This is a genomic window from Nannocystis pusilla, from assembly GCF_026626665.1.
GTDB lineage: Bacteria > Myxococcota_A > Polyangia > Nannocystales > Nannocystaceae > Nannocystis > Nannocystis pusilla.
Map to the genome: position 1 here is coordinate 8864546 of NZ_JAPNKE010000002.1, position 21497 is coordinate 8886042.

The following is a 21497-nucleotide window of genomic DNA, read 5'->3' on the forward strand; positions in this document are numbered from 1 at the left end:
CGGCGAGTAGCGATCTTCACCTGTGATTCGCCGGGTCGAGAATGTGGCCATGTCGCTCGAACCGATCGGTGTCGGTGAGCACTCGTGATTCGCCGGGCCGAGAATGGTGGCCCTGTCGCTCGACCCGATCGGTGTCGGTGAGCACTCGTGATTCATCACTACGAGGATCGGCCCATGTCGCCGGAGGGCGCGGTACACCCACATCCGCGTCGGCGATGAACTACCGTGATTCCGCCCACCGAGACTCGAGACCGACGAGGCCCAAGGGAGCAGCGAGGCGGCCGCGAGAGCGCGGGCCGCTCACGCGCCGTTGCGCACCGGTCGCGGGTCGCGGACGGCGCGATAGGGGAAGCCGGGGCGGCGCAGCGGCTCGAAGGCGGTGACGAGGGCGGAGAAGACCTCGGCCTGCTCGGCCTCGCTGGCAGAAGACTCGGCGGCGACCCGCAAGAGCACGGCGGACGGGAGGGCGAGCACGAGAGAGAGGAGGCCGAGGCTGTGCCAGGTGGCGACGACCAGGCCGACGACGAAGATGCCGGTGACGACGCTGGCGGCGTCACCCAGGTCGCGCGGAAACTCGAGCTGCGAGCCGCCCGGCGCCGAGGAGACATACACGCGATAGGAGCGCGGGGCGGCGCCGGTGTGGACCTCGATGTAGAAGCAATCGGGCTGGTCGTCGGCGCGAAAACGAAGGCGGGCTGAGGAAACAGCGGGAAACCGGGCGGCCGCGTGGGCGACGGCGGTCGCGGGCGGGACGACGAGCAAGAGCTTCGGCACAGACATAAGCGGGTCCTGTTAGCGACACGAACGGGCCGACAGATCGAGGCGTCGACCGTGAATAGGAGTTCAAACGCTGCACGGTAACGAGGTTCGAGTCCGCCGCGCGAATCCGCGCCCCGGCCTCGAAAGGCGCTCGCCCAGACGGCGAGGCGGTCCTCGTGAATCGCAGCAAGGCCGTCAGTATGACCGATGCGAAGGCTCTGGGGCGGATCGAGGAGATCTCGCACGCCAGGCGCGGGCCGGTTTAAAACCTGCGAGCTGCCCCGCGAGCCGGCCGAGATCGAGGATCGATGTTGCACAGCACGGAGGACGCAGATCTCGAGGCTGGAGGCGACGAACCGGTTCATCGAGCTCTCGGCGAGATCTGCATGGGTGGCGTCGCGAGCACGAGCGCGCCCGCGAGGGCCTCGGCTCGAAGCTCCTGGGCAGAAGCGTCGCCGGAGCCGGCGAGACTCAGCGCAGGTCGTCGGTGATGCGCCTCAGGCGCGTACGCAGCTCGGGCGCGGCGACGGCGGTGGTGACGAGTCGCAGGCGGGTGCCGTTGTCGGTCTCCTCGGCGAAGAGGCGGCCGAGCTCGAGGAGGCGCGCCACTGCAGCGGTGTCGCGGACGTAATAGGGCGACGCAGGTCGGTAGCGCTGGCCGGTGGGCAGCGCCTCGGCGAGGTTGAGCCGGGCCAGCACTGCCCGCAGGTCGCCCTCGGCGGCGACGAGACCGGCGACGCGATCCCAGGCGCCGAACAGGGCGGCGTGGGCAGCGAGGGCCGCGGCGGTGACCTCGAGGATCGCAAAGGCGCCGTTCAGCTCGAAGTCACCGGTGAGCACGCGACCGACGAAGACTTCGTCGGCGTCGGACAGGTCGGGTGAGCTGGCCAGCGAAGAACAGGTACCAGGATTCGCCGGGGTCGAGGAGCGCCGCCAGCAGATCGACGAGGCGCGCGCGCCAGGCCGCCAGAGCGTCTTCGGCGAGGACATCGGCGAGGCCGCGGTAGCGCCCGACGCCGTCGCCGACCGAACCGGAGTAATCGGTGATGTAGTCGATGTCGTCGAGGATCGGCCCCTCGACGAGGCCGAGCTCGAGCGCGACGAGGCCGGGCGGCAAGGAGGTGCGGGTCCCAGTCGGCGTGGGCGGGGTTGCGAGCGGGCTCGAGGGTGAAGCGAGGAATGTTCATCGCGGGCGCGGAGCCAGGGATCGTCTACCGCGACAGCTCGGTCGCGGTCACGCGGTCGTGCGCCGCCGGCATCGCGGGGGTGAAGCGGGCGGTGAAGGCGGCCTGGACGCGGGGCAGGGCGGTCACGTCGCCGGCGCCGAAGATCTGGCGGTCGGGACGGACGAGGACGAAGTCGAGCCGGCGCGCGCGCAGGAAGCGGAGCAGGGCGCCGGCGTGCTCCTCGAATTCGACGCCGGGGCGGACGAGGACGATGTCGTGACCGGCGGCCCACTCGCGCAGGCGCGAGGTGAGGCACTCGGCGCGGACGACGAGGGCGAAGCGATAGCCGAGCAGGTCGTCGAGCGAGAGGTCGGCGCCCTGGTGGCGCACGCGGACGTGCGGCAGGGGGTGACCGTGCCAGCGCGAGGCGAGGTCGAAGCAACCGTCGCGCAGCCGCGGGCGGCGCAAGGAGAGGCGCCGGGCGAGGGCGAGGAGCGGGGAGACGCGGCCGATCAGGCGCAGGAGTCGACGCCGCCACCAGCGCTGCACCGCGTCGTCGGCCTGCAGGCGCCTGCCGAGGAACAGGGTGCCGCGCAGGACCTGCTCGACGTGCGGCCGGCGCTCGCGTTCGTAGCTGGCCAAAAGGTCATGTGATGCGCGGCCGGTGATCACGCGCTGGAGCTTCCACGCGAGGTTGACCGCGTCGCGGATGCCGGCGCACATGCCCTGGCCGGCGGAGGGCGGCATCATGTGGGCGGCGTCGCCGGCGAGGAGGACCGGGCCGGACCGCCAGATCGTGGCCAGGAGCGCGTTGTGAGCGTACTTGGCGATCCGCGTGATCTCGAGGCGATCGGGGTCGATGTCGCGGGCGAGCCAGCGCCGCACGGTGGCCTCGTCGGGCGGGTCCTCGTGCTCGCCGAGCTCGAACTCCCAGCGGCGGTTGCGGCCGATGCCGTGGGCGTAGATGCTGAGCCGCTCGCGTCCCAGGCGGTAGCGGAAGCGGCCGGGCAGGGCGGCGGCGTCGGCGAGGTCGCGCAGCAGGGTGTCGACGATCAGCCAGTGACGCCGCGGGGCGAGCGAGGTCATCGTCGCGCCGAGAGCGGCGCGGGTGAGGCTGCGGCCGCCGTCGCAGCCGACCAGCCAGGTGGCGCGCAGGTGCAGTGATTCGCCATCCTGGCGCCGGGCGGCGAGGACGACGTGATCGGTGCGGACGTCGATGTCGACGACTTCGAGGCCGAGCTCGAGCCGGACCTGCGGATAACGTCGCAGGCCGTCGCGGAGGATCTGCTCGAAGGCCGGCTGGTCGAAGAAGCGCGAGCCGCTGTAACCGTGGGGGCTGTCGCGCTCGCCGATCCGGTCGGCCAGGAGCAGCTCGCCGCCTTCGTCGACGATCTCGGCCTCGCCGAACTCGCAGGTGTGCGGCCACAGCTCGGCGAGCAGGCCGGTCGCCTGGAAATTGCGCAGGGTCTCCTCGTCGATGTGGGTGGCCCGCGGGATCGGGTGGACCGCAGGCTCGCGCTCGCAGACGACGACCCGCAGGCCGAGGCCCCCGAGCAAGTTGGCCAGGACGGCCCCGGTCGGGCCGCAGCCGAGGATCGCGACGTCGAACGACGGTGTGGACATTCCGAGGAAAATAGGCGCACTCGAGCCGCCGGGGAATGTTCACAGGAAGACACCCGGTGGCACCGAATCGGCCAGCCGGGTGTCTTCGGGGCGCAGCCGCGCCGAGGCCCGCAGAGGGGCCGAATTCAGCGCGGGACGAGGGTGTTGCGGCCGACGAACAGGTCCTTGACGTAGCTCGGCGAGGGGTGCTCGTCGCGGACGACCGGCCAGCCGCAGAATTCGCCGACGCGCGGGTCGACGGCATAGTCGGGGCGGAGCTTCCCGCGAAGCTCGTCGTCGGCGACGGTGCGAAGCTTGGTCTTGGGGACAGCGGCGCCGAACAGGGCGCCTTGGGGGTGGCGATGCGGGCCGACGACCCGGTAGGCGCCGAGCGAGCGGCCGCCGCCCTCGCCGTCGACGAAGTACAGGTGGATGACGTCGCCGAAGTCGACCTTGGCGACGTTGGCGATCATCTGGGCGTGGGCGACGTCGGCGAAGGCGCTGCGGCAGATGAAGCCGAAGTTCTCGGCGATTTCCTGCGTGGTGGAAGAATCAGCCCTGGCATTGCTCGCGCGGTACAACCACTCTTGCATGCCGGGGATGCTCACGTCCGCCCCGCAGGGTCGCGGGGCATGTTTGCCCGGAGCGCCGGCGCGCTAGACCGGCGGCGGGTTGCGCTCCTCGAAGCCGCGCTGGTGCCAGTACGGGTAGGGCGGTGTCTGCTCGCTGGCGGCGTCGAGCCGGGCGACCTGCTCGGCCGAGAGATTCCAGCCGACCGCACCGAGGTTCTGCTCGAGCTGCTCCTCGTTGCGCGCGCCGAGCACCACCGTGGCGACCGTCGGCCGCTGCAGCAACCAGTTGATTGCCACCTGCGGCACCGTCTTGCCGGTCTCGCGGGCGATCTCCTCCACGGCGTCGAGCACGCGGAAGAGGTGATCGTCGCTGACCGGCGGTCCGAACTCGGCCGAGCCGTGCAGGCGGCTGTCCTTCGGCAGCGGCTTGCCGCGGTGGATCTTGCCGGTCAAACGACCCCAGCCGAGCGGGCTCCACACGACGGCGCCGACGCCCTGATCGATGCCGAGCGGCATGAGCTCGTGCTCGTAGTCGCGGCCGATGAGCGAGTAGTAGGCCTGGTGGGCGACGTAGCGCGGATAGCCGTAGCGATCGGCGACGGCCAGCGACTTCATCAGGTGCCAGCCGGAGAAGTTGCTGCAACCGACGTAGCGCAGCTTGCCGGCGCGCACGAGGTCGTCGAGGGTGGAGAGCACCTCCTCGATCGGGGTGACGGCGTCGAAGCCGTGGAGCTGGAACAGGTCGATGCGATCGGTGCCCAGCCGCTTCAGCGCGGCCTCGACGCTGCGGATCAGGTGGAAGCGCGAGCTGCCGACGTCGTTTTGCCCCTCGCCCGCGCGGAAGGTGGCCTTGGTCGAGATCAGGAGCTGCTCGCGCCGGCCCTTGATCGCCTCGCCCAGGATCGACTCGGCGGCGCCGGCCGAATAGACGTCGGCGCTGTCGAACAGGGTGAGGCCCGCGTCGAGGCAGATGTCGACGAGCCGCCGCGCGGCGGCGACGTCGGTGTCGCCCCAGGCGCTGAACAGCTTGCCCACGCCGCCGAAAGTGCCGGTGCCGAAGCTCAGCACGGGGACCTTGAGACCGGATGCTCCGAGTCGTCGGTATTCCATGATGAGCGATCCATAACACCGGACCGCGCGGGTCTGACCGGGCTCGAGCGACGAGAGGTCGCGCGCGGGCCGACCGCGGGCCACAGTGCAGCGCGACGGTCAGCGCGAAGCTCGCTCGCGCCGAGAAGCTTACACACGACTCGCACGTGCGAGCGGGGGGCGCGGGGGCTCGCGCCGGCGGTCGAGGTCGTATGCTCGGGCAGGACCGGAGGAGCGATGGGGTTCGACCGAGAGGCATTCTTCGCCAAGGCGATCGCGGAGGCCCGCGACGAGCACGGTGACGTGGCGCCGCCGTGGGCGCGGTACCCGGAGATCCCAGCGCGCAGCATCGGCTGGCGCATGGGCTACGGCGAGAGCTGGGCCGAGGTATGGCACGAGTGGCTGTCGCGGGCGCCGAGTGATCGCGCGTGGCGTCTGGCCTATTTAAAGGCACGCGCCGGCGCCTCGGACTTGGGTGGGGTCGGTGATGTCGACGGTGATGCCGAAGCTGCGTGCTAGCGAGGCGCTCTCGGACGCGTTGCCGGCGGAGCTCGAGGCGGCGGGGGTGATCGGCGACGACGTCGGGCTCGTGGCGTGGGAGCGGCTGCACGGGGCGAGCCCGCCTGCGCCGTGGGCGAGCCGCGAGGAGGCGCCGGCCCACGCGGTCCGCTACGGGACGCGCGAGTTCGACTTCTGGGCCCGCTGGTGCGCGAAGCGTCGCGCCGAGGGTTCACTGGCAGCCTGGTTGGCCGCGGTGGCGCCAGCGCCGGAGCCGTGGAGGGCGGTGCGCGAGGCGGTGGAATCCGGGACGCCGGTCGAGCCGCCGAGCAGCCACGTGTACGAGCGCGCGGGGGTGCTGCTGGCGGCCCACGCCACGCTGCCGGCCCCGTGGGCGCTCGGCGAGGAGGCCGGGTCGCTGCGCGAGAAGTTCGACGAACACGACAGCTACGCCGACGCGTGGAGCCTGTGGGTGCGCCATCGCTTCGACGATCCGAAGACGTGGCACGAGTACCTGCAGGCGCAGCCGCACCACCCGAAGGCGTGGGCGAAGGCGGTGACGCGGCTGTCGCGGTGATGAAAGACATGTCTCTCAGAGCATGTCTTTTCTGAAATGCTTATGGGACATGTCTTCATGGGCATGTCCTCGAGGTCATTGAGGCGGCCGCGTCAGGCGCGGCCGATCGCCAGCAAGGTCGCGGGCGGCTCCTGCATCACGATCGCCGTGGCGTCGCCGCCGAGGCGGGCGGCCACCGGGAGGAGCAGGCGGTCGCGCAGCCAGCGGGCGACGGGACTCGTGATCTCGGCGAGCGCGCCCATGCTGCCGGCAGCGCGGGCGACTCGCTGCACCGCGGGCCGGCGCCGCCGCTGATAGGCGTCGAGGCCGCTCGGCAGGTCGGCGGCGCGGCGCAGCTCGTCGAGCAGGACTGCGGCGTCGACCAGGGCGCTGTTGGCCCCCTGGCCGAGGTTGGGCGACATGGCGTGGGCGGCGTCGCCGAGCAGGGCGAGGCGACCGTCGACCCACCGCTGACAATCGACGCGGATCACGCGATTGAAGATGAGGTCGTCGAATCGACGCACCGCGCCGAGCAGGGGGATCGACGGCGGATAGGCGCGGGCCCACACTGCGCGCAGAGCGTCGAGGTCGCGGGCCGCGATCGCGTGGCGGCACGCGCGGGCGCCCGCGGAGGCGAAGAAATAGGTGCCGCGGTCGACCGCGAAGCTGCCGAAGATGCCGGCGCCGGTCCAGGCCTCGACGCCCTGGGCGGCCTCGACGTCGACGAGCGCCCGCAGGTACGCGATGCCCGGCGGACGCACGCGCGCGCCGAAGTCGCCGGCGGTGCGGATCCGCGAATGCACCCCGTCGGCGCCGACGACCAGATCGGCGCGCTGTTCGACGGTCCGACCGTCGATGCGAGCGATCACCCGGCCGTCCCGCTCGGCGCCGATCACCTCGGCGCCGAACTGCCGCTCGACGCGAGGCTCGGCCGCGAGGGCGTCGAGCAGCAGGCCCTGCAGGTCGCTGCGCCGGATCATCCGCACGCGCGGGGTGGGCCGCGGGGGCGCGAGCATGAGCCGGCTGCGCCCGTCGACGATCGCGGGCGAGTCGACGGCGCGACCGTGCGCGGCGATCGCAGGGCCGAGGCCGATCGACTCGAGCACTGCGAGGCCGTTCTCGGCGAGGCCGATGCCGGCCCCGACGGCGCGCGGCTGGGCGACCTTCTCGAGCAAGGTGACGCGGGCTCCGGCGCGCGCGAGGAGGAGGGCCGTGGCCGCGCCGCCAGTGGCGCTGCCGACGACGAGGACGTGGAGCTGCGAGAGGTTCATGGCGAGGAGGATGAGGCGCGGCGCCGCAGGCCGCCTTGACCGCGGTCGCCAAGCTTGTGGCTTTGCCGGCCATCGTCGACAATCCGCGCGGATGGCGAGCCCCTCGGTCCTGGCGGCGATGACGACGCAGGTGCTGGCGGCGGCGGAGAGCCTCGGGGCGGAGGTGCCGGCGATCGTGCGCGAGGCGGGGATCGATCCGTCGCTGCTGGCGGACCCGGACGCCCGGGTGCCGCTCGAGCGACACCTGAGGATGTGGGAGATCCTGTCGCGCCGCGGCGACGGGCTGCACATCGGCGCGCGGATCGGGATCGCCGCGCTCGGGGTGATCGGCTACGCGATGCAGCACGAGGCGACCGTGGGCGACGCGCTCGAATGGCAGCAGCGCGTCGGCGCGGTGCTGTACCCGGGCCTGGTGCCGCAGCTGGAGCGACGATGCGACGCGGCGGGCGATTATATGGTGTTCGTGCGCGCGATGGTGCCGGCGTTCGCACGGCTGCGCGAGCCGATCTTCGCCCAGGCGGCGTCGATCGTGGCGATGATGCGCGCGCTGGCGGGTGGGGCGGCGCGGCCGGCGTTCGTGGCACTGCCGCTGTCGCGGCCCGGCGATCCGCGCGAGGTCGAGGCGTACTTCGCCTGCCCGGTGGCCTGGGAGGCGCCGCTGCTGCAGATCGGGTTCGATGCGCAATTGCTGGCAGTGCCGCTGCCGCGCGCCGATCCGCAGCTGTTCGGTTACCTGGCGCGGCGCGCCGAGTCGATGCTTCTTTCAGAAAGAATGCCTGCCGACGCGAGCTGGGCCGACCGGGTGCGGCGAGAGATCGGCGCGGCCCTGGCGGAGGGCGAGCCGCGGCTGCAAGCGGTGGCGAAGCGCCTGGCGGTGTCGGAGCGGACGCTGCACCGGCGACTCCTCGACGAGCAGACCAATTTCGCCGGGCTGGTCGAGGAGGCCCGGCACGCGCGGGCGCTGCAATTGCTGGCGGACCGCTCGCTCAGCGCGTCCGAGGTGGCGGTGCTGCTCGGTTACGCCGAGCCGGCGGCGTTCTTCCGCGCATTCAAGCGCTGGACCGGCGAGACGCCGCAGGGCTGGCGTCGGCGCGGCGAGACGGGCTGAGAGGGCGGAATGATCGCAGTGAACATTCACGCGGGACGTGGCATTGCCGTGCGAATGCATGGGGCGGCGAAACGCGCGGGTGCCGTCAATCGACTGCCATTATAGGCAGTCCACACCCTGAATAAAATACTGCGCGGAACTGACCATTGAGGGGAGCGCGGGCCCGCGCGGCTGTGGGCGCGCGGGCGCGTCGGGGTGCGGCGCCGGCTTCGCGGGTTCAGGGGGTGGCTCGCCAGATCCGCAGCAAGATTCGACCGAGCTGGACCGGGCGGTAGCTCTCCTTGGCGCGCACCAGCGAGGGCGAGCCGGCGCCGTCGCCGGTGTTGATCAGGGCGTCGTCGTCCAGGAGGCGGCAGAACTCGCGGAAGATGAATTGCGAGGCGCCCGGGACGTCGAGGTCGGTCTTTTCGAACAGCACGTTGACGACGCCGGTCGGCAGACGCTCGCCGAGGGTGATGCCGGCGAGGGTGTCGCCGATCATGAGGCGCACGCCGAACAGCCCCAGGGCGTCGAAGTGTTGCATGGCGGCGGCGAGGGCGAAGGCCTCCTCGTCGTGGGCGTGGTCCTGCTCGCCGCCGCGCTGGCTCAGCCACAGGCGGGTCAGCCTGGCCACGGCGTCGGCGTCGCACTGGCGCAGCGGCTCGGCGCGGGCGCTGGGGTAGGTGCGCAGCAGCTGGTTGATGTCGTTGCGCTTCGACTTGTAGCGGGCGCCGCGGAGCTCGACCATCTCGCTGCGGCGGTAGAGGAAGTCGGGGCTGCCGGGCACGAGCTCGAGGGTGTGGCCGCGGAGCCAGCCGTCGCCGTGCTCGCGCAGGCGGGCGACGCACTCGGGGGCGACGAAGCGCAGCTCGCCGACGACCGGGCCGGTGTTGGCCCGCTCGAGCAGGGCGACGCACGCCTCGAACGCGGCGGCCTCTTGCCACGGCGCGCCCAGCGGGGGCAGCTGCATCGACAGGACGCCGTCACGCTCGCCGAACAGCCCCAGCGAGCCCGCGACCGAGGCGATGAACAGGCGCTGGCTGAGCTGCCAACAGACGTTGTTGGCGAAGCTGTAGTCCGACAGCGAGACGCCGGCGGCCGCCAGAGCCCGGTCGAAGGCAGGCTTGTGGTCGAGCGCCAGCGGCTCGATGGTCCAGGGAGCAGGTTGTAAGAGGGTGTCGAGGGGTCGACTGGGGTCAGGCATGCAGGAGCCGACACAGGGGCGGCTGGATCGCGACCCTAGCACCGTGTCTGTCGGCTGTCACGGGGAGGGTGAACCGGTCGGCCGCGGCGCGAGCCGCGAGCGGAAGACCGGGGGGTGCAGACCTGCCCTCGGGTCATTGCCCCGGCGCGAGGCTGCCCGCGGCCGGGGCGATTGGTGGGAGTGGGAGGGCGATTGCGGGTAGTATTATGAAATGTGTTTCATCGCAGTCGCCGCCGGATTCGGGGGTCGGTGGTGTGACCTACGCGGGCTCGATGCGAATCGGCTGGGAGCGGGCGGCCTGCTGCACCTGCTCGGCGGGCTCGGGTCGCTCTCGCGGATCAGCACCGGAATCCCTCGGCACGGGCACCTGGGCGCCTTCCTGCGCGAGCCGCCGCTCTCGAGCAGCCTGCGCGGGGGGGCGCTGAGGACGAGTTCGGATGCTGCCGTTCTCGACCGTGAGATACTGGCGCAGGGGAGCGGACAGCATGACGCCGGGACGGCCGGCCACGCTCGAATGCGCGAACGAGGACGGACCGCGAAGTCGGGTATGCGAGTGGTCTCTTCAGAGGCGTTGAACTTGATTCAACGAAGGTCGATGGTCGAGCGTCGATTGCCGATCGGACGGCAGGTATCGCGGAATGAGGAGAGTGGAATCGAGGGACGAGGTCGTGCTCATTGTGAGTTCGGCGCTGCACGAATGACATTCGGACGTCAACGGAGGGATCGCTTCGTACTCACAGGTACGGGCGTCGAGGTCGTCGGCGAGGCCCGCGGGCCGGACGGTGACCTGTGCGGGCGACGCTCTCCTCTCCTCGGCGCCTTCACGGCCCCTCGCCGTGGGCATTCGAGCGAGCTCGTCGCCCCGGCGCTCGCTCTCAAGCCGCGCGCAATCGTCTCTTGTCGTGAGATGCCGCCGCGAGTAGGCTCGTTCGAGGCCGCGCAATGCGATACTGCCTCGCCCGGTGACCGGATATCGACGCCATGACATACGCACCCCTGAAGCCGCGAATCGTCGCCCCGGCGGCCCGACAGCCGCATAAGAAGCCATCGACGCTCAAGGGAATGGGGCTCGGTCCGGTGCACGCATCGGATCCTCGAACCAAGCTCGTCGTCGGCGAGTCGAACGACCCGCTCGGCGCGGACTTCTCGAACGTCGGGGCGGCTGACAGCGAGTCGCACATCCACGCGGCGAAGCCCGCAGTCGCCGTGCAACCGCGGCTCGAGGTCGGACCGGCGGATTCGCCGCTCGAGGAAGAGGCCGACGCGGTCGCCGAGGTGGTGACGCAGCGCCTCGCGGGCACCGACGGCGACGGACCGGGGTTGCGACCCTCGATCTCTTCGACTCGCGAGTCCAGGCTGCAACGCTCCTGTGCCGCCTGTTCGCAGCGAGACGAGGACGAAGTGGGAATGTCACTACAGCGGCGCGCGAGCGAGCTCCAGCCCGCTCGGCGTGCGGTGGAGCTGTCGTCATTGGCGCAAGTCAGGGCCGAAGGCGGGCGGCAGATCCCGCTGCGGGTGCGCGCTCCGCTTGAATCGATGCTGGGGCACGACTTCTCCTCCGTACGCATCCACACCGGCCCGCTGGCACGACGGGTCGCCAGAGGCCTCGGCGCCGAGGCCTTCACGTCGCGCAACGATGTCGTGTTCGCCCGCGATCGCTACCGCCCCGATACGCCCGAGGGCCTCAACCTCCTGGCGCACGAGCTCGTCCACACGATCCAGCAGCGTGCGTCACGACCGATGTCGAACGCTCTGCCCGTCGCGCGCGCGCCGACGCACGCGCAGGCGCGCATGGCTCCGCCATCCGTCGAGGAGCAGCCGGGCGAGGAGGTGTGCAGCCCCTGGGCGGCCGTCCTTTGCGAGCAGGTCGACCTGACCACTGTTGCGCGCGATGTCCAGCTCGAGGCGCTCCGCGAGCTGGCCCGCGAGATCGATCGGGTCGAAGCGGAGCTGCGCGAGAGCGAGGGCTGGAGCGGCGATGGTGCGGCGACCTCGAAGCTGGCGCAATCGGCGATGAAGGGGCTGCGAGACAAGGCGACGGCCGTGGTCGCAGCGGGGCCCGAGAAGCCGACGCCGTACAAGCCGCCGGACAAGGGGGCGTCTTCGGCGAGGAGCGCCTCGAGATGCTCCTCAGGGCCATGATCGTGCGCCTGCGGACGATCGAGCTGCGGCGAGAAGGAGACGACCCGGCCACGGCCGCGTCCACGGTCTTGATCGATTGGCAGCACCGGATGGACACGTCCAAGCTCGGCAGACCTCCGGCGAGCGAACCGACGCCTCATGATATCCGCGCGTTCACTGCCGACTTCGTGCTGACACAGCACGCCGTCCGCGCCGCGGACCTGGACGGCAACCTCCAGGCGGTGGAAGACCTGGTCACGGCCATCGAGCTGCGCCGCAAAGCCCTGCGCGAGCATTCTCGCCAGGGACAACCCATCGAGAACTACTTCGTGCACCTCCAGCCGTTCGTGCAGGCCGCGATCGACGAGCTCGTCCGGCGGGCGGCCAGCAAACAAGCCATCAGGGAGGAACTGCGGCGGCTGTTCGTCGTCCTGAAGCGCCTCGAAGGCGTGGTCTTCCGCGAGATCCCGGATCCGTCCGACTCCGAACGCAACGTGCGGCTCGGGTCGCTCCAGGTCGACAGCACGAAGGGGCCGCTCGATGCCTCGGAGGGCCGACATGACGACTTCTTCGGCACGAAGGCCAGCGTAAAGGTCTACCCCTACAGCGTCGAGGGCGGGTTCGACCAGGGCCAGCTACAACTCTCCATCTTGGAGCTCACGCGGTCGCGGATCAAACAGGTCGAGTTCCTGGCCGAGATCTACGGGAACCGGCTCCATCGGTCCGACGAAACGGACGCGACCGACAAGGTCCGCGCCGAACTGGCGCAGCTCGACGGCAGGGGCTTCGATCTGCACAGCGACTCGGATTGGCGCGAGTACCTTCTCAAGCGCCTCCACGAGCATCGGCAGACGGGGGCCACGGACGAGGTGGCCTATCGCGACCTGGTCGAGACGGTCCGCATTTACTTCGCCACGTTCGCGGTCCATAGTCCGTACAATATCGAGGACTTCGGCGACAGCTACATCGATCGCGATTTCCGCGCGCGCTGTCCGGCCAGCTCATCCACGATTGCGGGGTCTACGCCCTGCGCGTGGCCTATATGCTGTCGCTGGTGCGCAAGGAGCTCGGCCTCACGTTCCACTTCGTGCGGCTGCCGTTCCACTTCGCCCTGGTGATCCGCGGGGGCGACGGCCTCCCCACGCTCATCGTCAACAACGACGACCTCGAGTGGGTGGAGGACGGAGCGGCCCGAGCTGGTCAAGCAGCACAACCTGGGCGAGGCCCAGCTCGCGGGCGAGCTGGCGAGCCACCACTTCGCCCCCGGCACGCGGATGCCGTTCTTCACCAGCGAGCTCGGCCCGCGGGACTTCGACAAGAAATCGATGTGGCGCGAGTACAAGGAGCTGTCGGGCAAAAATCCGTTCTCCGAGGCGGTCGCGGACCCTGCGAGTCCGCTCCACGGGCGCGACCTCGCTTACCTCGAGTACATGCGCACCGCCATCGACGCATTCAACGAATCGGTGTACGTCCTGTGGACCGGCACGCTCCCTCGCTATGGCGTTCGAGCCGAGGGCAGCTCCGTAAGTGCCGAATGAGCGGAGGTCCCGACGAGTCCAGGACAGCCGCGGAGTCCATGGCCTGCGAGGTGGAGATCCTGCAGGAATACCGCAGGAAGTCGAGATCACGCACGATCAAGGCGATCAACACGTACCTCGCCGCGACGACCACGGCGCTCGCAGCGGTCCCGAGCGCGATACCGCCGCAGCTCGTGCTCGGCTTGGTGCCGTCCGGGACTCGCTTGCTGAACCTCGGCTCGACGCAGATCCCGGCGCGGACGAGGGGGCTGGAGCCGGGTCTCGCGGCGCAGGGAGCGGCCGAGTCTCATCCCGAGATCATGTTCGACTCCGGGTCGAGGCCGGCGTCGGCTCCGGCGACGCGTGTCGAATTGATCAACTCCTGATCCTGTCCGTCCAGGACGCCGAGCTCGACATGGCGAATGCCGTCGTTCACGGCGATTCGTTCGAGATCTTGTACGCCGATAGCCCGGCGGATCCCGCGACGGGCGTACAGTTCGGAACCAGCGACAAGGATGCTCCCGCCGAGTACTTACCGCCCTTCGCTCGCCGCGAGTATCAGATCGAGCGGCTGCGGTGATCACGGCGAGCTCGCTCGAGCGCGTTCGCACGACCGCAACGGGAGCACCTCGAGCGTGCCGGTGAAGCGGTCGGCGAGGACGATCTCCGGCCTTCGGTCGTCGTCCACGTCGGCGACGACGAGCCGATGGGCGCCTGCGCTCGTGCCGAAGACCACCGCCGGCCCGGGGCCCGCCGCGTCGGTGGGCGTGAAGATCTTCAGCGCCGCCTCGCGGTCGGAGAGCGTCACGAGCTCGTCGGCGCCGTCGCCGTCGAGGTCCCCTACCGCCACCGCCAGCACGTGACCGACTTGCCAGCGCACCGGCGGGGCGAACTCGGCGTCGCTGCGCCCCCACAGGACGTGGAGGTGGCGCCGCCGATCGACCACGACGAGCTCGATGTCTCCGTCGCCGTCGAGGTCGCCGGACGCGAGCGCGGCCACGTCGCTCGAATGGGCGATCTCCTTGGTCGTGCGCCTCATATCGACGAGGTAAGAGCCGGCGGACTCGCCAGGGTCGTCGGTCAAGCTCCCGAGCCGGATCGGCGCTTCACCTGCACGCACGAGATAGAGCGCGAGCTCGGACTCGTCCTGGGCAAAGTCCGCGCCGTCGAACGACTCTCGATGCGCGTCGCGCACTGACATCAGATAGTCGTCGGGACCGCCCCCGCGTCGCCGCATCGGTCCGTGCATGCGCGCGACCGCGAGGAGGTCGTCGTGGCCTCGCGGGATCGGCGGAGGCGCGACGAGCTCGGGGCCGTCTCGCGGGGGCTCGGTCTCGACGCGCTCCGCGGGCTTTGCACGGCCAAATCCGACGCCGAGCTCCTTCCGTCGCGGGGGGCCAGCGGGCGCGACCTGGCCGCGATCCGGCCCGCACGGGACCCTCGGCGCCGCCTCGCCGCGCCCGAGCGGTCGCAGCCGCAGCGCGCCTTCCTCGAGGACCAGGCGCATGCAGCCGCCCTCCCGTTCGACCACCACCTCGTCGTCGCCGTCTCGATCGACGTCGAACGCGAGCATCGACCGGATCCCGTCGGCCGGTCGCGGCCCGGCCGGGCGCAGCGGGAACACCGTGGGATGCACGTAACCGCCTCTGCAACGCTGCGACGTCGAGCACACCATCGCCGGTGAGGTCCTCGACGAGAAGCCGAGACCGTCGATCGGGTGCTCGCCGCGCAACGTGAGTGTGTCTCCTTGCAGGCCGTAGATCTGCAGCCGCGGCGAATCGACGCGTTCGGTCGGGTCGAGCGGCGTCAAGGGGACCGGAGCTCGCGTGTCCGGGAACCGCTCCATCGTCGAGACGACGCCCGCGAAGACCAGGATCTCGGGCGCCGCGTCGCCGTCGAGGTCGCGCACGAGGACGCGATGCGGTGACGGAGCGACCTTCGTGAAGCGCTGGGGCATGAAGATCTCCAGGCCCTCGTCGCGGTAGATCGTCAGCCGGCCCGCGTCCTCCGACCGTTCTCCCAGAGAGACGCCGACCGCCTCGAGGCGGCCGTCGCCGAGGAGGTCGGCGAGCGCTCCCCGGTGGTCCTGCTCGTCTTGCAGCAAATACCATCGCGGTACATCTCCTCGCGGCGGCGGCGACCCAGGCTCGTGATCGTCTGGGCCCACGAGCGATAGTGAAAGACCGCCAGCTCGGATCCTGGGTCGCTGCGGATGTCACCGATAGCCACCGCGCTGGGGCGCCGACCCACGAGGGCACGCCAGACGTCGTGAACGTGACCCTCGCGGTCTGTGCGGAGCACCCGCAAGTTGCCGTCTCGAGTCTCGGAACCTGACCCGAAAGCCAGCTCGACGGCGCCGTCGCCGTCGAGGTCGCCGGCCGCCAGCGTCAGCGCCGGTTCGTCCAGAGCGAGCGTCCGCGCGGGCCCCAGAGTCCCGTCGGCGGCGCCGAGGTGCAGGCTGGCCGCGGGCAGGTCACGATGAATCGCGATGACGTCGGGGTTCCCGTCAGCGTCGACGTCGCCGATCGCGAGGGCGAACGGCGCCGGCGCGGTGCTCACCCGCTGGACCTCGCGCCAGCGGTCGCCGTCGCGGCGCATCAGCGAGAGGTCGTTCGAGCTCGCGTTCGCCACCACCAGCGCCGGCGATCCGCCGGCGCGCGAGAGCACCGCGAGATCGACCGGCCCCTCGCCGACCGCGAACGAGCGGTCGTCTGGCAGACACCGCGCGAACTGGCTCCGCTTTCGCCCGGGCCCCGCTGTCGAGTCCGGCGCGACGACCGGGTCGCGCGACCGCGCCGACTCCGAACTTCGCACGCAGCCGCTCGGCGCCGGCCAACCTGCGAGGACCGCGACCGCGGCGATTTGCAGCGCCCGCCTCGTCGGTCCGCGTCGGTCCGTCATTCGTACCTGCACGGCCGCTCCAACCTAGCACAGGCCGAGCTCGCCGACTGCGCGGACGGTCGAGGCCGCATGGGGCGAAGGTGTCTCTCCCGTGGGATCTCGAGCGCGCCGCGGCCCGTCGTGGGCCCGGGCGAGTCGCGGCGCGCGGCGGCGTTCGGGCTCAGCCCGGCGGGATGCAGACCTTGTCCATCGGCGAGCTGTTGTTGTCCTCGACGCACTCGTTGAGGACGCCGTTGCCCATGCCGTCGTCGTCGGCGGCGGCCCAGACCGTGACGGAGTCGAAGATGCCGGGGTACTCGAGGGTGACCTGCTCGGCGGCGCCTGCCACCAGCGGGCCCTGGGTCGCGACGACGCCGAGGAGGCCGAGGTTCTCCTCGTAGAAGGCGACGTTGACGCCGGGGCCGACGCCGAGGCAGCCCTGGTTGGCGACCCACACCGAGAGCTTGAGGCCGGTGGCGCAGACCTGGGCGTCGAAGGTCAAATCGTAGGGCACGAGGTCGGGGGCGCAGAAGTCGGCGGCGCCCTGGACGTTGTTGCGGTAGCTGTTATACGAGCTCCAGTTGTTGTCCTCGACGGTGGGGATCTCGCCGACCAACCCGACGTTGGTGATATGATAGGAGTGCTGATTCCAGACGGGGCGGGTCGAGACCCAGTTGTCGAGCGAATCCTTGAAGACTTCGAGGCCGGCGTCGGTGACGAGCGAGGCCTGGCTGTCGTTGTTGGTGGTGAACACGATGTCGGCCTTGAAGTCGCCGTTGACGTCGGCGATCACCGGGTACTCGGTGCGCGTGCGCGAGGAGTTGCGGTCGCGGAACAGGACCTCGGCGTCGGTCATGTTCTTGTTGCAGCCGGGGCCGGGCGGGTTCATCGCGCAGTCGGGCTCGACGCCCGGGTAGATGCGGATGTACGCCTCGTCGTTGTAGACGACCTCGGCCCGGCCGTCGCCGTCGAAGTCGAACACGGAGGAGCCGGTGACCTGCGAGCTGTCGTCCTCGGTGGCGGCGGTCCACAGCTGCGACAGGGCCATGCCGTTGAACTGGAACACGGTGTAGCGCGCGGACCCGGCGACGCCGATGTCGCGCACGCCGTCGCCGTCGAAGTCGGCGATGTTCGGCGGGCCTCCGGTGCCCTGCTGCGGAATGTTGGCAGTGGCGATCTGCACGCCCGTCTGGCCGTTGAGGACGCGGAGGGTGCCCTGGGTGACGAGCACGACCTCGGGCTTGCCGTCGACGTCGAAGTCGGCGACGCCGCAGAAGCCGTCGGTGGCGACGTTGGAGGTCCACAGCACCGAGCCGGCGAAGTCGTTGCCGGCGACGGTGCCGGTGGTCTTGTAGGCGGTGCGCCCGCCGATGAGCTCGGGCCGCGTGTCGCCGTCGAGGTCGGCGACGCAGGAGATCGGGCCCTGGCCGTTGAGGCCCTGGCCCTGGGCGCCCGGACCCTCGTAGAGGAGCTTGCCGGTGCTGCTGAAGATCGCCCGGCCGAACAAGATCTCGGGGGCGCCGTCGTTGTCCATGTTGGCGATCGCCACCGAGCCGCTCGAGTTGGTGCCGGCGAAGTTGTCCGACTTCCACAGCGGGGTGCCGTCGCTGTCGATGGCGATCAAGTACTTGCCCGCGCCGCTGGCGACGATCTCGGCCCGGCCGTCCATGTCGATGTCGCCGGCGGCGATGTTCGAGGTGCTGTTGGTGCGGTACATCGGGTCGGTGACGGTCCACAGCTTGGCGCCGGTGTCGCCGCGGATCGCCCGCAAGACGCCGTCGGCGGTGATGTTGGTGCCGGTGTACGTGTTGAAGATGATCTCGGGCACGCAATCGTCGTTGAGGTCGACGACGATCGGGATCGACGAGCTCTGGTAGTGATTCGGCATGTCGTCGGCCGCCGGGATCAGGTGATTCCAGGTCGGCGTGCACACCTTGTCGGTGCACACCTCGGCGACCTGACAGTCGGTGTCGGCGTTGCACGCGATCACCTTGCGCCGACCCCAGGTGAACAGCGGGGTCGGCTTGAAGACGTTGGCCGGCGGGATGTACTGGCAGGTCGGGTCGGCCTGGCTCGGCAAGCACAGGCCGAGGTTGGGGTCGCAGATGAAGCCGTCCTCGCAGGTGTCCTGCGCGGGCTTGGTGGCGCACGCCTGGTCGCTGCACGCGGCCCCGGGGGTGACGCAGGCGCCGAGGTAACACAGCTGGCCGTCGCCGCAGCACTCCTTGGCCTCGCCGCACGGAGGCGGGCCGCCGCAGTCGGGCACGCACTGGCCGTTGTCGCACAGCTCGCCGTCGCCGCAGCAGGCGCCGCTGCACAGCTGGTCTTCGGAACATGTCCCGGAGGTCGTGTTGCCGGTGTCGCTCACAGTGCCGACGGTGTCGGGGCCGCTGGTGGGCGCGGCGGTGTCGGTGCCGGTCGGGGTGGCGGTGGCGGTGGCAGTGGCGGTGCCGGTGCCCTCGGTGGGGCCGCCGGTGGCGGTGCCGTCGGTGCCGGCGGTGGCCTCGGTGGGGCCGCTGGTGATGGGCAAGGTGCCCTGGGTGCCGGCGACGCCGCTTTCGCTGTCGACGCGCGAGTCGTCGCCGCAGGCAATCGCGAGCAGGACGGACGAGGAGAGGATCGAGACGCAGGTTCGCGAGGCGCGGGCCATGAGACCACCTATCGGGGCAAGAGAGAGGGGGGCCGATGATAGCCCAGGGCCCGCGAAGGTCGGGGCGAGGTCGAAGGTCACGTCTGCGCGAGGCGATGCGCGCAACGGCTCGCGCGCCGACGTCAGCGCGAGAGGCGGCCGTGGATTCGCCACAGGCAAATCGCACGATGGCGAACCGGAGGTCGCCGATCGCCGGCCGGGCCGACGTGAGGACGTCGCAGTCCGGAGCGCCCAGTCGCGCGCGCGCTCGCGGTCCTGGGCGTCCAGAGACTCAGAGCGCCCAGGCGCGCGCGAGCTCGCGGTGCTGCTCGGTCCGCGCGTCGTCGCCGGCGGCGGCGGCCAGCTCGGGCCATACGAGCGGATCGGCGAGGCCGGCGACGACGGCGGCCAGAGCGTCGGAGGCGACGCGGAGGTCGGTGTCGGGCGCGAACGCGGCGAAGGCGTAGAGGCCGGGCCGCTCCTCGCCGGCGGGCGAGGTGAGGCGATAAGCGTCGCCGCTCTGGACCTGGAAGCTGCCCCGGTGGGCCTGCACGACGCGCCGGAGGTCGCCGAGCACGGCCTCGCCGGGGTGGACGCCGTCGATGCTGAAGGCGCGATAACCGGCGCGGTGCAGCGGCTCGACCTCGGCGTAAAGGTAGACGGGCTGGCCGTCGCCGTCGTCGATGCTGCCCAGCGGCCGCGCGTCGAACACGACCTGGTCGAACAGCCGCTGCGGCTGGTCGATGCGGGAGATCTGGAGGAGCCGCGCGGTCACCGGGCCGGTGCGCGCGGCGTAGAGGTCCTGCCGCTTGCCGTTCGGGTGCTCGAGGCGGATCCGGCACAGCTCCCAGCGCAGGTCGATGGGACCCTCGCCTTCGATTTCCATGGCGAGCCGCGCGGCGCTGTGACGCACACGGTCCCAGGCGCCGAGGAGGGTGGCGGCGACCATGCGGTCCCAGTCGTGCGCGCCGGGCGGGAGGTCGGGCTGCAGCGCGAGGGCCTCGTCGACGAGGCGCAGGAGGGTCGGCCAGTCGGCCTGCTGGCGGGCGTTGCTGACGTGGGCCAGGCGGGCGGCGAGGGCGTCGGCGGGATCGGCGGCGAGCTGCTCGAGCAGGCGATTGGCGGCGTCCCAGTCGCGCGCGCGGGCGTGCCGGCGGGCGCAGACCCACCGGCCGTGGCGCTGCTTGGCCGGATCGGGGCTGGCGAGCAAGCGCTCGCCGAGCGCGCGGTGACGGTCGTCGTCCTCGCCGTCGCGGTAGGCCATCTCGAGCAGCTGGACGGCGTCGTCGTCCTCGGGGTGAGCGTCGACGTGCCGCTCGAGCAGGTCGGCGGCCTCGCGCGCGAAGCCGAGTTGGAGCAGGGCGACGGCGTGAAGCCGGGCGTGCTCCGATGGATCGGCGCTGCCGTCGGCGGCGAGGCGTCGGCGCAGGCGCTCCTCGGGGTCGTCGGGCCGCTCGTCGCGGGGCGCGGCGAGGGCTGTCTCGAGGGACAGGCGAATCGCGGCGAGCCGCTCGGGGGCGCTGCCGGGGCGATTGAGGCGGGCGGCGAGCCGCTTCATGGCGGCGAGGTGCAGGGCGGCCACCTCCGGGCTGCCGCGCTGGATGGCGAGGTCGGCGGCGGCGGCGGCGATGTCGAACGGGAGGCGGTGCGAGCCGTTGAGCTGCAGGCGGGCGATGAAGCGCTGCAGCAGGCGCCCGAGCTCGACGTCGTTGGGCCGAGCGCCGAGCCGCACGAGGTGGACGAGGGCGTCGGTGTACGGCTCGTAGTGGCTGGGGGTCGGGAGGATGTCCGTGGGGACAGGTAGATGGCGGAGGGCGTCCTCGCCGCGGCCGAGGCGGGCGTAGATCCGCGCGAGGTCGATCTGCCGGGCCCGCCGCTGACTCTCGTCGCGCCGACCGTTGGCGATCGCGTCCTCACAAGCGGCGAGGGCGTCGTCGGTGCGGCCGAGCGCGATGAGACAGGAGATCCGCTCCGGCAACAGAGAGGTGCGCTCGCGGCCCAGACCGGCGGTGACGAGCTGCTTCTGCTGGGCGTCGAGGAAGTCGAGCGAGGCCTGCGGGTCGCCCTGCTCGCGCAAGGCGCCGGCGTACTCGCAGCTGATGCAGGTGAAGCACGGCCAGGTCGGGTCGATGCGCGCGAGGGTCTCCCGCGAGACGTCGGCCCGCTCGCGCGCCCACCCGGGGCCGTCGACCTGGGAGTAACAGGCGGCCAGGTCCTGCACGGTGCAGACGGCCTGCGGACAGCCGCGCGCGGCCTCGCCGTGGGCGTAGTCGACGAGGGCGACAGCCTCGCCCAGGGCCATGTCGCCCTGACAGCGGTGGAGGACGCGGCTCTGCAAGTGCCAGTGGCGCACGAACACCTCGACCCACGGGAGACCGGCGGCCTTGGCCAGCGCGAGCGCCTCGGGGGCGAGGGCGTCGACGCGATCATGGTGATCGTCGACGGTGGCGGCGGGGATCCGCCGGATCAGGTCGGCGAGCCGGACGTGGCCGCCGCGCCGCAGCTCGGGATCGATGTCGTGGACCCACTGCCAGATGTCCATGGGG

Annotated in this window: 20 protein-coding genes; 8 read left to right on the top strand and 12 right to left on the bottom strand. The window is 71.2% G+C overall.

Features of this window, described 5'->3' with window-relative positions; translation table 11 throughout:
- Positions 1-300: 300 nt before the first annotated feature.
- From OV079_RS39130 to OV079_RS39155, 6 genes are all read right to left on the bottom strand, one after another.
- Positions 301-780, bottom strand: a complete 480-nt coding sequence (locus OV079_RS39130; protein WP_267774750.1) for a hypothetical protein — start codon at positions 778-780, stop codon at positions 301-303.
- 450 nt (positions 781-1230) lie between these two features.
- The gene (locus OV079_RS39135) at positions 1231-1599 is read right to left on the bottom strand and encodes a hypothetical protein (RefSeq protein WP_267774751.1); all 369 of its coding nucleotides are present in this window, start codon (positions 1597-1599) and stop codon (positions 1231-1233) included.
- Complete coding sequence (locus OV079_RS39140) at positions 1586-1876, bottom strand: hypothetical protein (RefSeq protein WP_267774752.1); 291 nt, start codon at positions 1874-1876, stop codon at positions 1586-1588. Before OV079_RS39140 ends, OV079_RS39135 begins: the two co-directional genes overlap by 14 nt.
- A gap of 94 nt (positions 1877-1970) precedes the next feature.
- The gene (locus tag OV079_RS39145) at positions 1971-3548 is read right to left on the bottom strand and encodes a bifunctional 3-(3-hydroxy-phenyl)propionate/3-hydroxycinnamic acid hydroxylase (protein ID WP_267774753.1); all 1578 of its coding nucleotides are present in this window, start codon (positions 3546-3548) and stop codon (positions 1971-1973) included.
- A 125-nt stretch (positions 3549-3673) separates the two neighbouring features.
- Positions 3674-4120 carry a hypothetical protein gene (locus tag OV079_RS39150; protein ID WP_267774755.1) on the bottom strand — a complete coding sequence of 149 codons (447 nt, stop codon included), beginning with the start codon at positions 4118-4120 and terminating at the stop codon, positions 3674-3676.
- Between the two features lie 63 nt (positions 4121-4183).
- Positions 4184-5209 (bottom strand): aldo/keto reductase, encoded by a 1026-nt coding sequence (locus tag OV079_RS39155; protein ID WP_267774756.1) that lies wholly within the window; start codon positions 5207-5209, stop codon positions 4184-4186.
- A 216-nt stretch (positions 5210-5425) separates the two neighbouring features.
- On the opposite strand from OV079_RS39155, the gene OV079_RS39160 reads away from it, so the two are divergent.
- Together OV079_RS39160 and OV079_RS39165 are read left to right on the top strand one after the other, a co-directional pair.
- Positions 5426-5707, top strand: coding sequence for a hypothetical protein (locus OV079_RS39160; RefSeq protein WP_267774757.1), 282 nt, complete (start codon positions 5426-5428; stop codon positions 5705-5707).
- The gene (locus OV079_RS39165; protein WP_267774758.1) at positions 5688-6263 is read left to right on the top strand and encodes a hypothetical protein; all 576 of its coding nucleotides are present in this window, start codon (positions 5688-5690) and stop codon (positions 6261-6263) included. The genes OV079_RS39160 and OV079_RS39165 overlap by 20 nt, the downstream gene beginning before the upstream one ends.
- Positions 6264-6355: 92 nt before the next feature.
- On the opposite strand, the gene OV079_RS39170 is transcribed toward OV079_RS39165, so the two are convergent.
- Entirely contained in the window at positions 6356-7513 is a 1158-nt protein-coding gene (locus OV079_RS39170; protein WP_267774759.1) for an FAD-dependent oxidoreductase, read from the bottom strand.
- A gap of 91 nt (positions 7514-7604) precedes the next feature.
- Here OV079_RS39170 and OV079_RS39175 point away from each other — a divergent pair, with 91 nt between their 5' ends.
- The gene (locus OV079_RS39175) at positions 7605-8621 is read left to right on the top strand and encodes an AraC family transcriptional regulator (protein WP_267774760.1); all 1017 of its coding nucleotides are present in this window, start codon (positions 7605-7607) and stop codon (positions 8619-8621) included.
- 217 nt (positions 8622-8838) lie between these two features.
- On the opposite strand, the gene OV079_RS39180 is transcribed toward OV079_RS39175, so the two are convergent.
- Positions 8839-9804: a DUF2156 domain-containing protein gene (locus OV079_RS39180; RefSeq protein ID WP_267774762.1), complete on the bottom strand. Its 966-nt coding sequence runs from the start codon at positions 9802-9804 to the stop codon at positions 8839-8841.
- A gap of 1077 nt (positions 9805-10881) precedes the next feature.
- Between OV079_RS39180 and OV079_RS39185 the strand changes: the two genes are divergently transcribed.
- The 5 genes from OV079_RS39185 (at position 10882) to OV079_RS39205 (ending at position 14022) form a co-directional block, all read left to right on the top strand.
- Positions 10882-11946 carry an eCIS core domain-containing protein gene (locus tag OV079_RS39185; protein ID WP_267774763.1) on the top strand — a complete coding sequence of 355 codons (1065 nt, stop codon included), beginning with the start codon at positions 10882-10884 and terminating at the stop codon, positions 11944-11946.
- On the top strand, positions 11943-13043 hold the full coding sequence (locus tag OV079_RS39190; RefSeq protein WP_267774764.1) for a hypothetical protein: 1101 nt from the start codon (positions 11943-11945) through the stop codon (positions 13041-13043). Before OV079_RS39185 ends, OV079_RS39190 begins: the two co-directional genes overlap by 4 nt.
- 156 nt (positions 13044-13199) lie before the next feature.
- Positions 13200-13463, top strand: coding sequence for a hypothetical protein (locus OV079_RS39195; RefSeq protein WP_267774765.1), 264 nt, complete (start codon positions 13200-13202; stop codon positions 13461-13463).
- Between the two features lie 50 nt (positions 13464-13513).
- Positions 13514-13828 (top strand): hypothetical protein, encoded by a 315-nt coding sequence (locus OV079_RS39200; protein WP_267774766.1) that lies wholly within the window; start codon positions 13514-13516, stop codon positions 13826-13828.
- 29 nt (positions 13829-13857) lie between these two features.
- Complete coding sequence (locus OV079_RS39205) at positions 13858-14022, top strand: hypothetical protein (RefSeq protein ID WP_267774767.1); 165 nt, start codon at positions 13858-13860, stop codon at positions 14020-14022.
- Here the strand turns inward: OV079_RS39205 and OV079_RS39210 are convergent, their stop codons facing one another.
- The 4 genes from OV079_RS39210 to OV079_RS39225 all read right to left on the bottom strand — a co-directional run bounded on the left by OV079_RS39210 (position 14023) and on the right by OV079_RS39225 (position 21493).
- Complete coding sequence (locus OV079_RS39210) at positions 14023-15546, bottom strand: FG-GAP repeat domain-containing protein (protein WP_267774768.1); 1524 nt, start codon at positions 15544-15546, stop codon at positions 14023-14025.
- Entirely contained in the window at positions 15432-16109 is a 678-nt protein-coding gene (locus OV079_RS39215; RefSeq protein WP_267774769.1) for an FG-GAP repeat domain-containing protein, read from the bottom strand. The genes OV079_RS39210 and OV079_RS39215 overlap by 115 nt, the downstream gene beginning before the upstream one ends.
- Before the next feature lie 394 nt (positions 16110-16503).
- Positions 16504-18972, bottom strand: coding sequence for an FG-GAP-like repeat-containing protein (locus OV079_RS39220; protein WP_267774770.1), 2469 nt, complete (start codon positions 18970-18972; stop codon positions 16504-16506).
- A 271-nt stretch (positions 18973-19243) separates the two neighbouring features.
- On the bottom strand, positions 19244-21493 hold the full coding sequence (locus OV079_RS39225) for a tetratricopeptide repeat protein (RefSeq protein ID WP_267774771.1): 2250 nt from the start codon (positions 21491-21493) through the stop codon (positions 19244-19246).
- Positions 21494-21497: the final 4 nt, after the last annotated feature.

Excerpts from the sequence above, each read along its gene's own strand:
- OV079_RS39130 (WP_267774750.1), bottom strand. The coding sequence starts at position 780 with ATGTCTGTGCCGAAGCTCTTGCTCGTCGTCCCGCCCGCGACCGCCGTC.
- OV079_RS39145 (WP_267774753.1), bottom strand. The coding sequence starts at position 3,548 with ATGTCCACACCGTCGTTCGACGTCGCGATCCTCGGCTGCGGCCCGACC.
- OV079_RS39150 (WP_267774755.1), bottom strand. The coding sequence starts at position 4,120 with ATGCAAGAGTGGTTGTACCGCGCGAGCAATGCCAGGGCTGATTCTTCC.
- OV079_RS39155 (WP_267774756.1), bottom strand. The coding sequence starts at position 5,209 with ATGGAATACCGACGACTCGGAGCATCCGGTCTCAAGGTCCCCGTGCTG.
- OV079_RS39160 (WP_267774757.1), top strand. The coding sequence starts at position 5,426 with ATGGGGTTCGACCGAGAGGCATTCTTCGCCAAGGCGATCGCGGAGGCC.
- OV079_RS39165 (WP_267774758.1), top strand. The coding sequence starts at position 5,688 with ATGCCGAAGCTGCGTGCTAGCGAGGCGCTCTCGGACGCGTTGCCGGCG.
- OV079_RS39170 (WP_267774759.1), bottom strand. The coding sequence starts at position 7,513 with ATGAACCTCTCGCAGCTCCACGTCCTCGTCGTCGGCAGCGCCACTGGC.
- OV079_RS39175 (WP_267774760.1), top strand. The coding sequence starts at position 7,605 with ATGGCGAGCCCCTCGGTCCTGGCGGCGATGACGACGCAGGTGCTGGCG.
- OV079_RS39180 (WP_267774762.1), bottom strand. The coding sequence starts at position 9,804 with ATGCCTGACCCCAGTCGACCCCTCGACACCCTCTTACAACCTGCTCCC.
- OV079_RS39190 (WP_267774764.1), top strand. The coding sequence starts at position 11,943 with ATGATCGTGCGCCTGCGGACGATCGAGCTGCGGCGAGAAGGAGACGAC.
- OV079_RS39195 (WP_267774765.1), top strand. The coding sequence starts at position 13,200 with ATGCCGTTCTTCACCAGCGAGCTCGGCCCGCGGGACTTCGACAAGAAA.
- OV079_RS39205 (WP_267774767.1), top strand. The coding sequence starts at position 13,858 with ATGGCGAATGCCGTCGTTCACGGCGATTCGTTCGAGATCTTGTACGCC.
- OV079_RS39220 (WP_267774770.1), bottom strand. The coding sequence starts at position 18,972 with ATGGCCCGCGCCTCGCGAACCTGCGTCTCGATCCTCTCCTCGTCCGTC.
- OV079_RS39225 (WP_267774771.1), bottom strand. The coding sequence starts at position 21,493 with ATGGACATCTGGCAGTGGGTCCACGACATCGATCCCGAGCTGCGGCGC.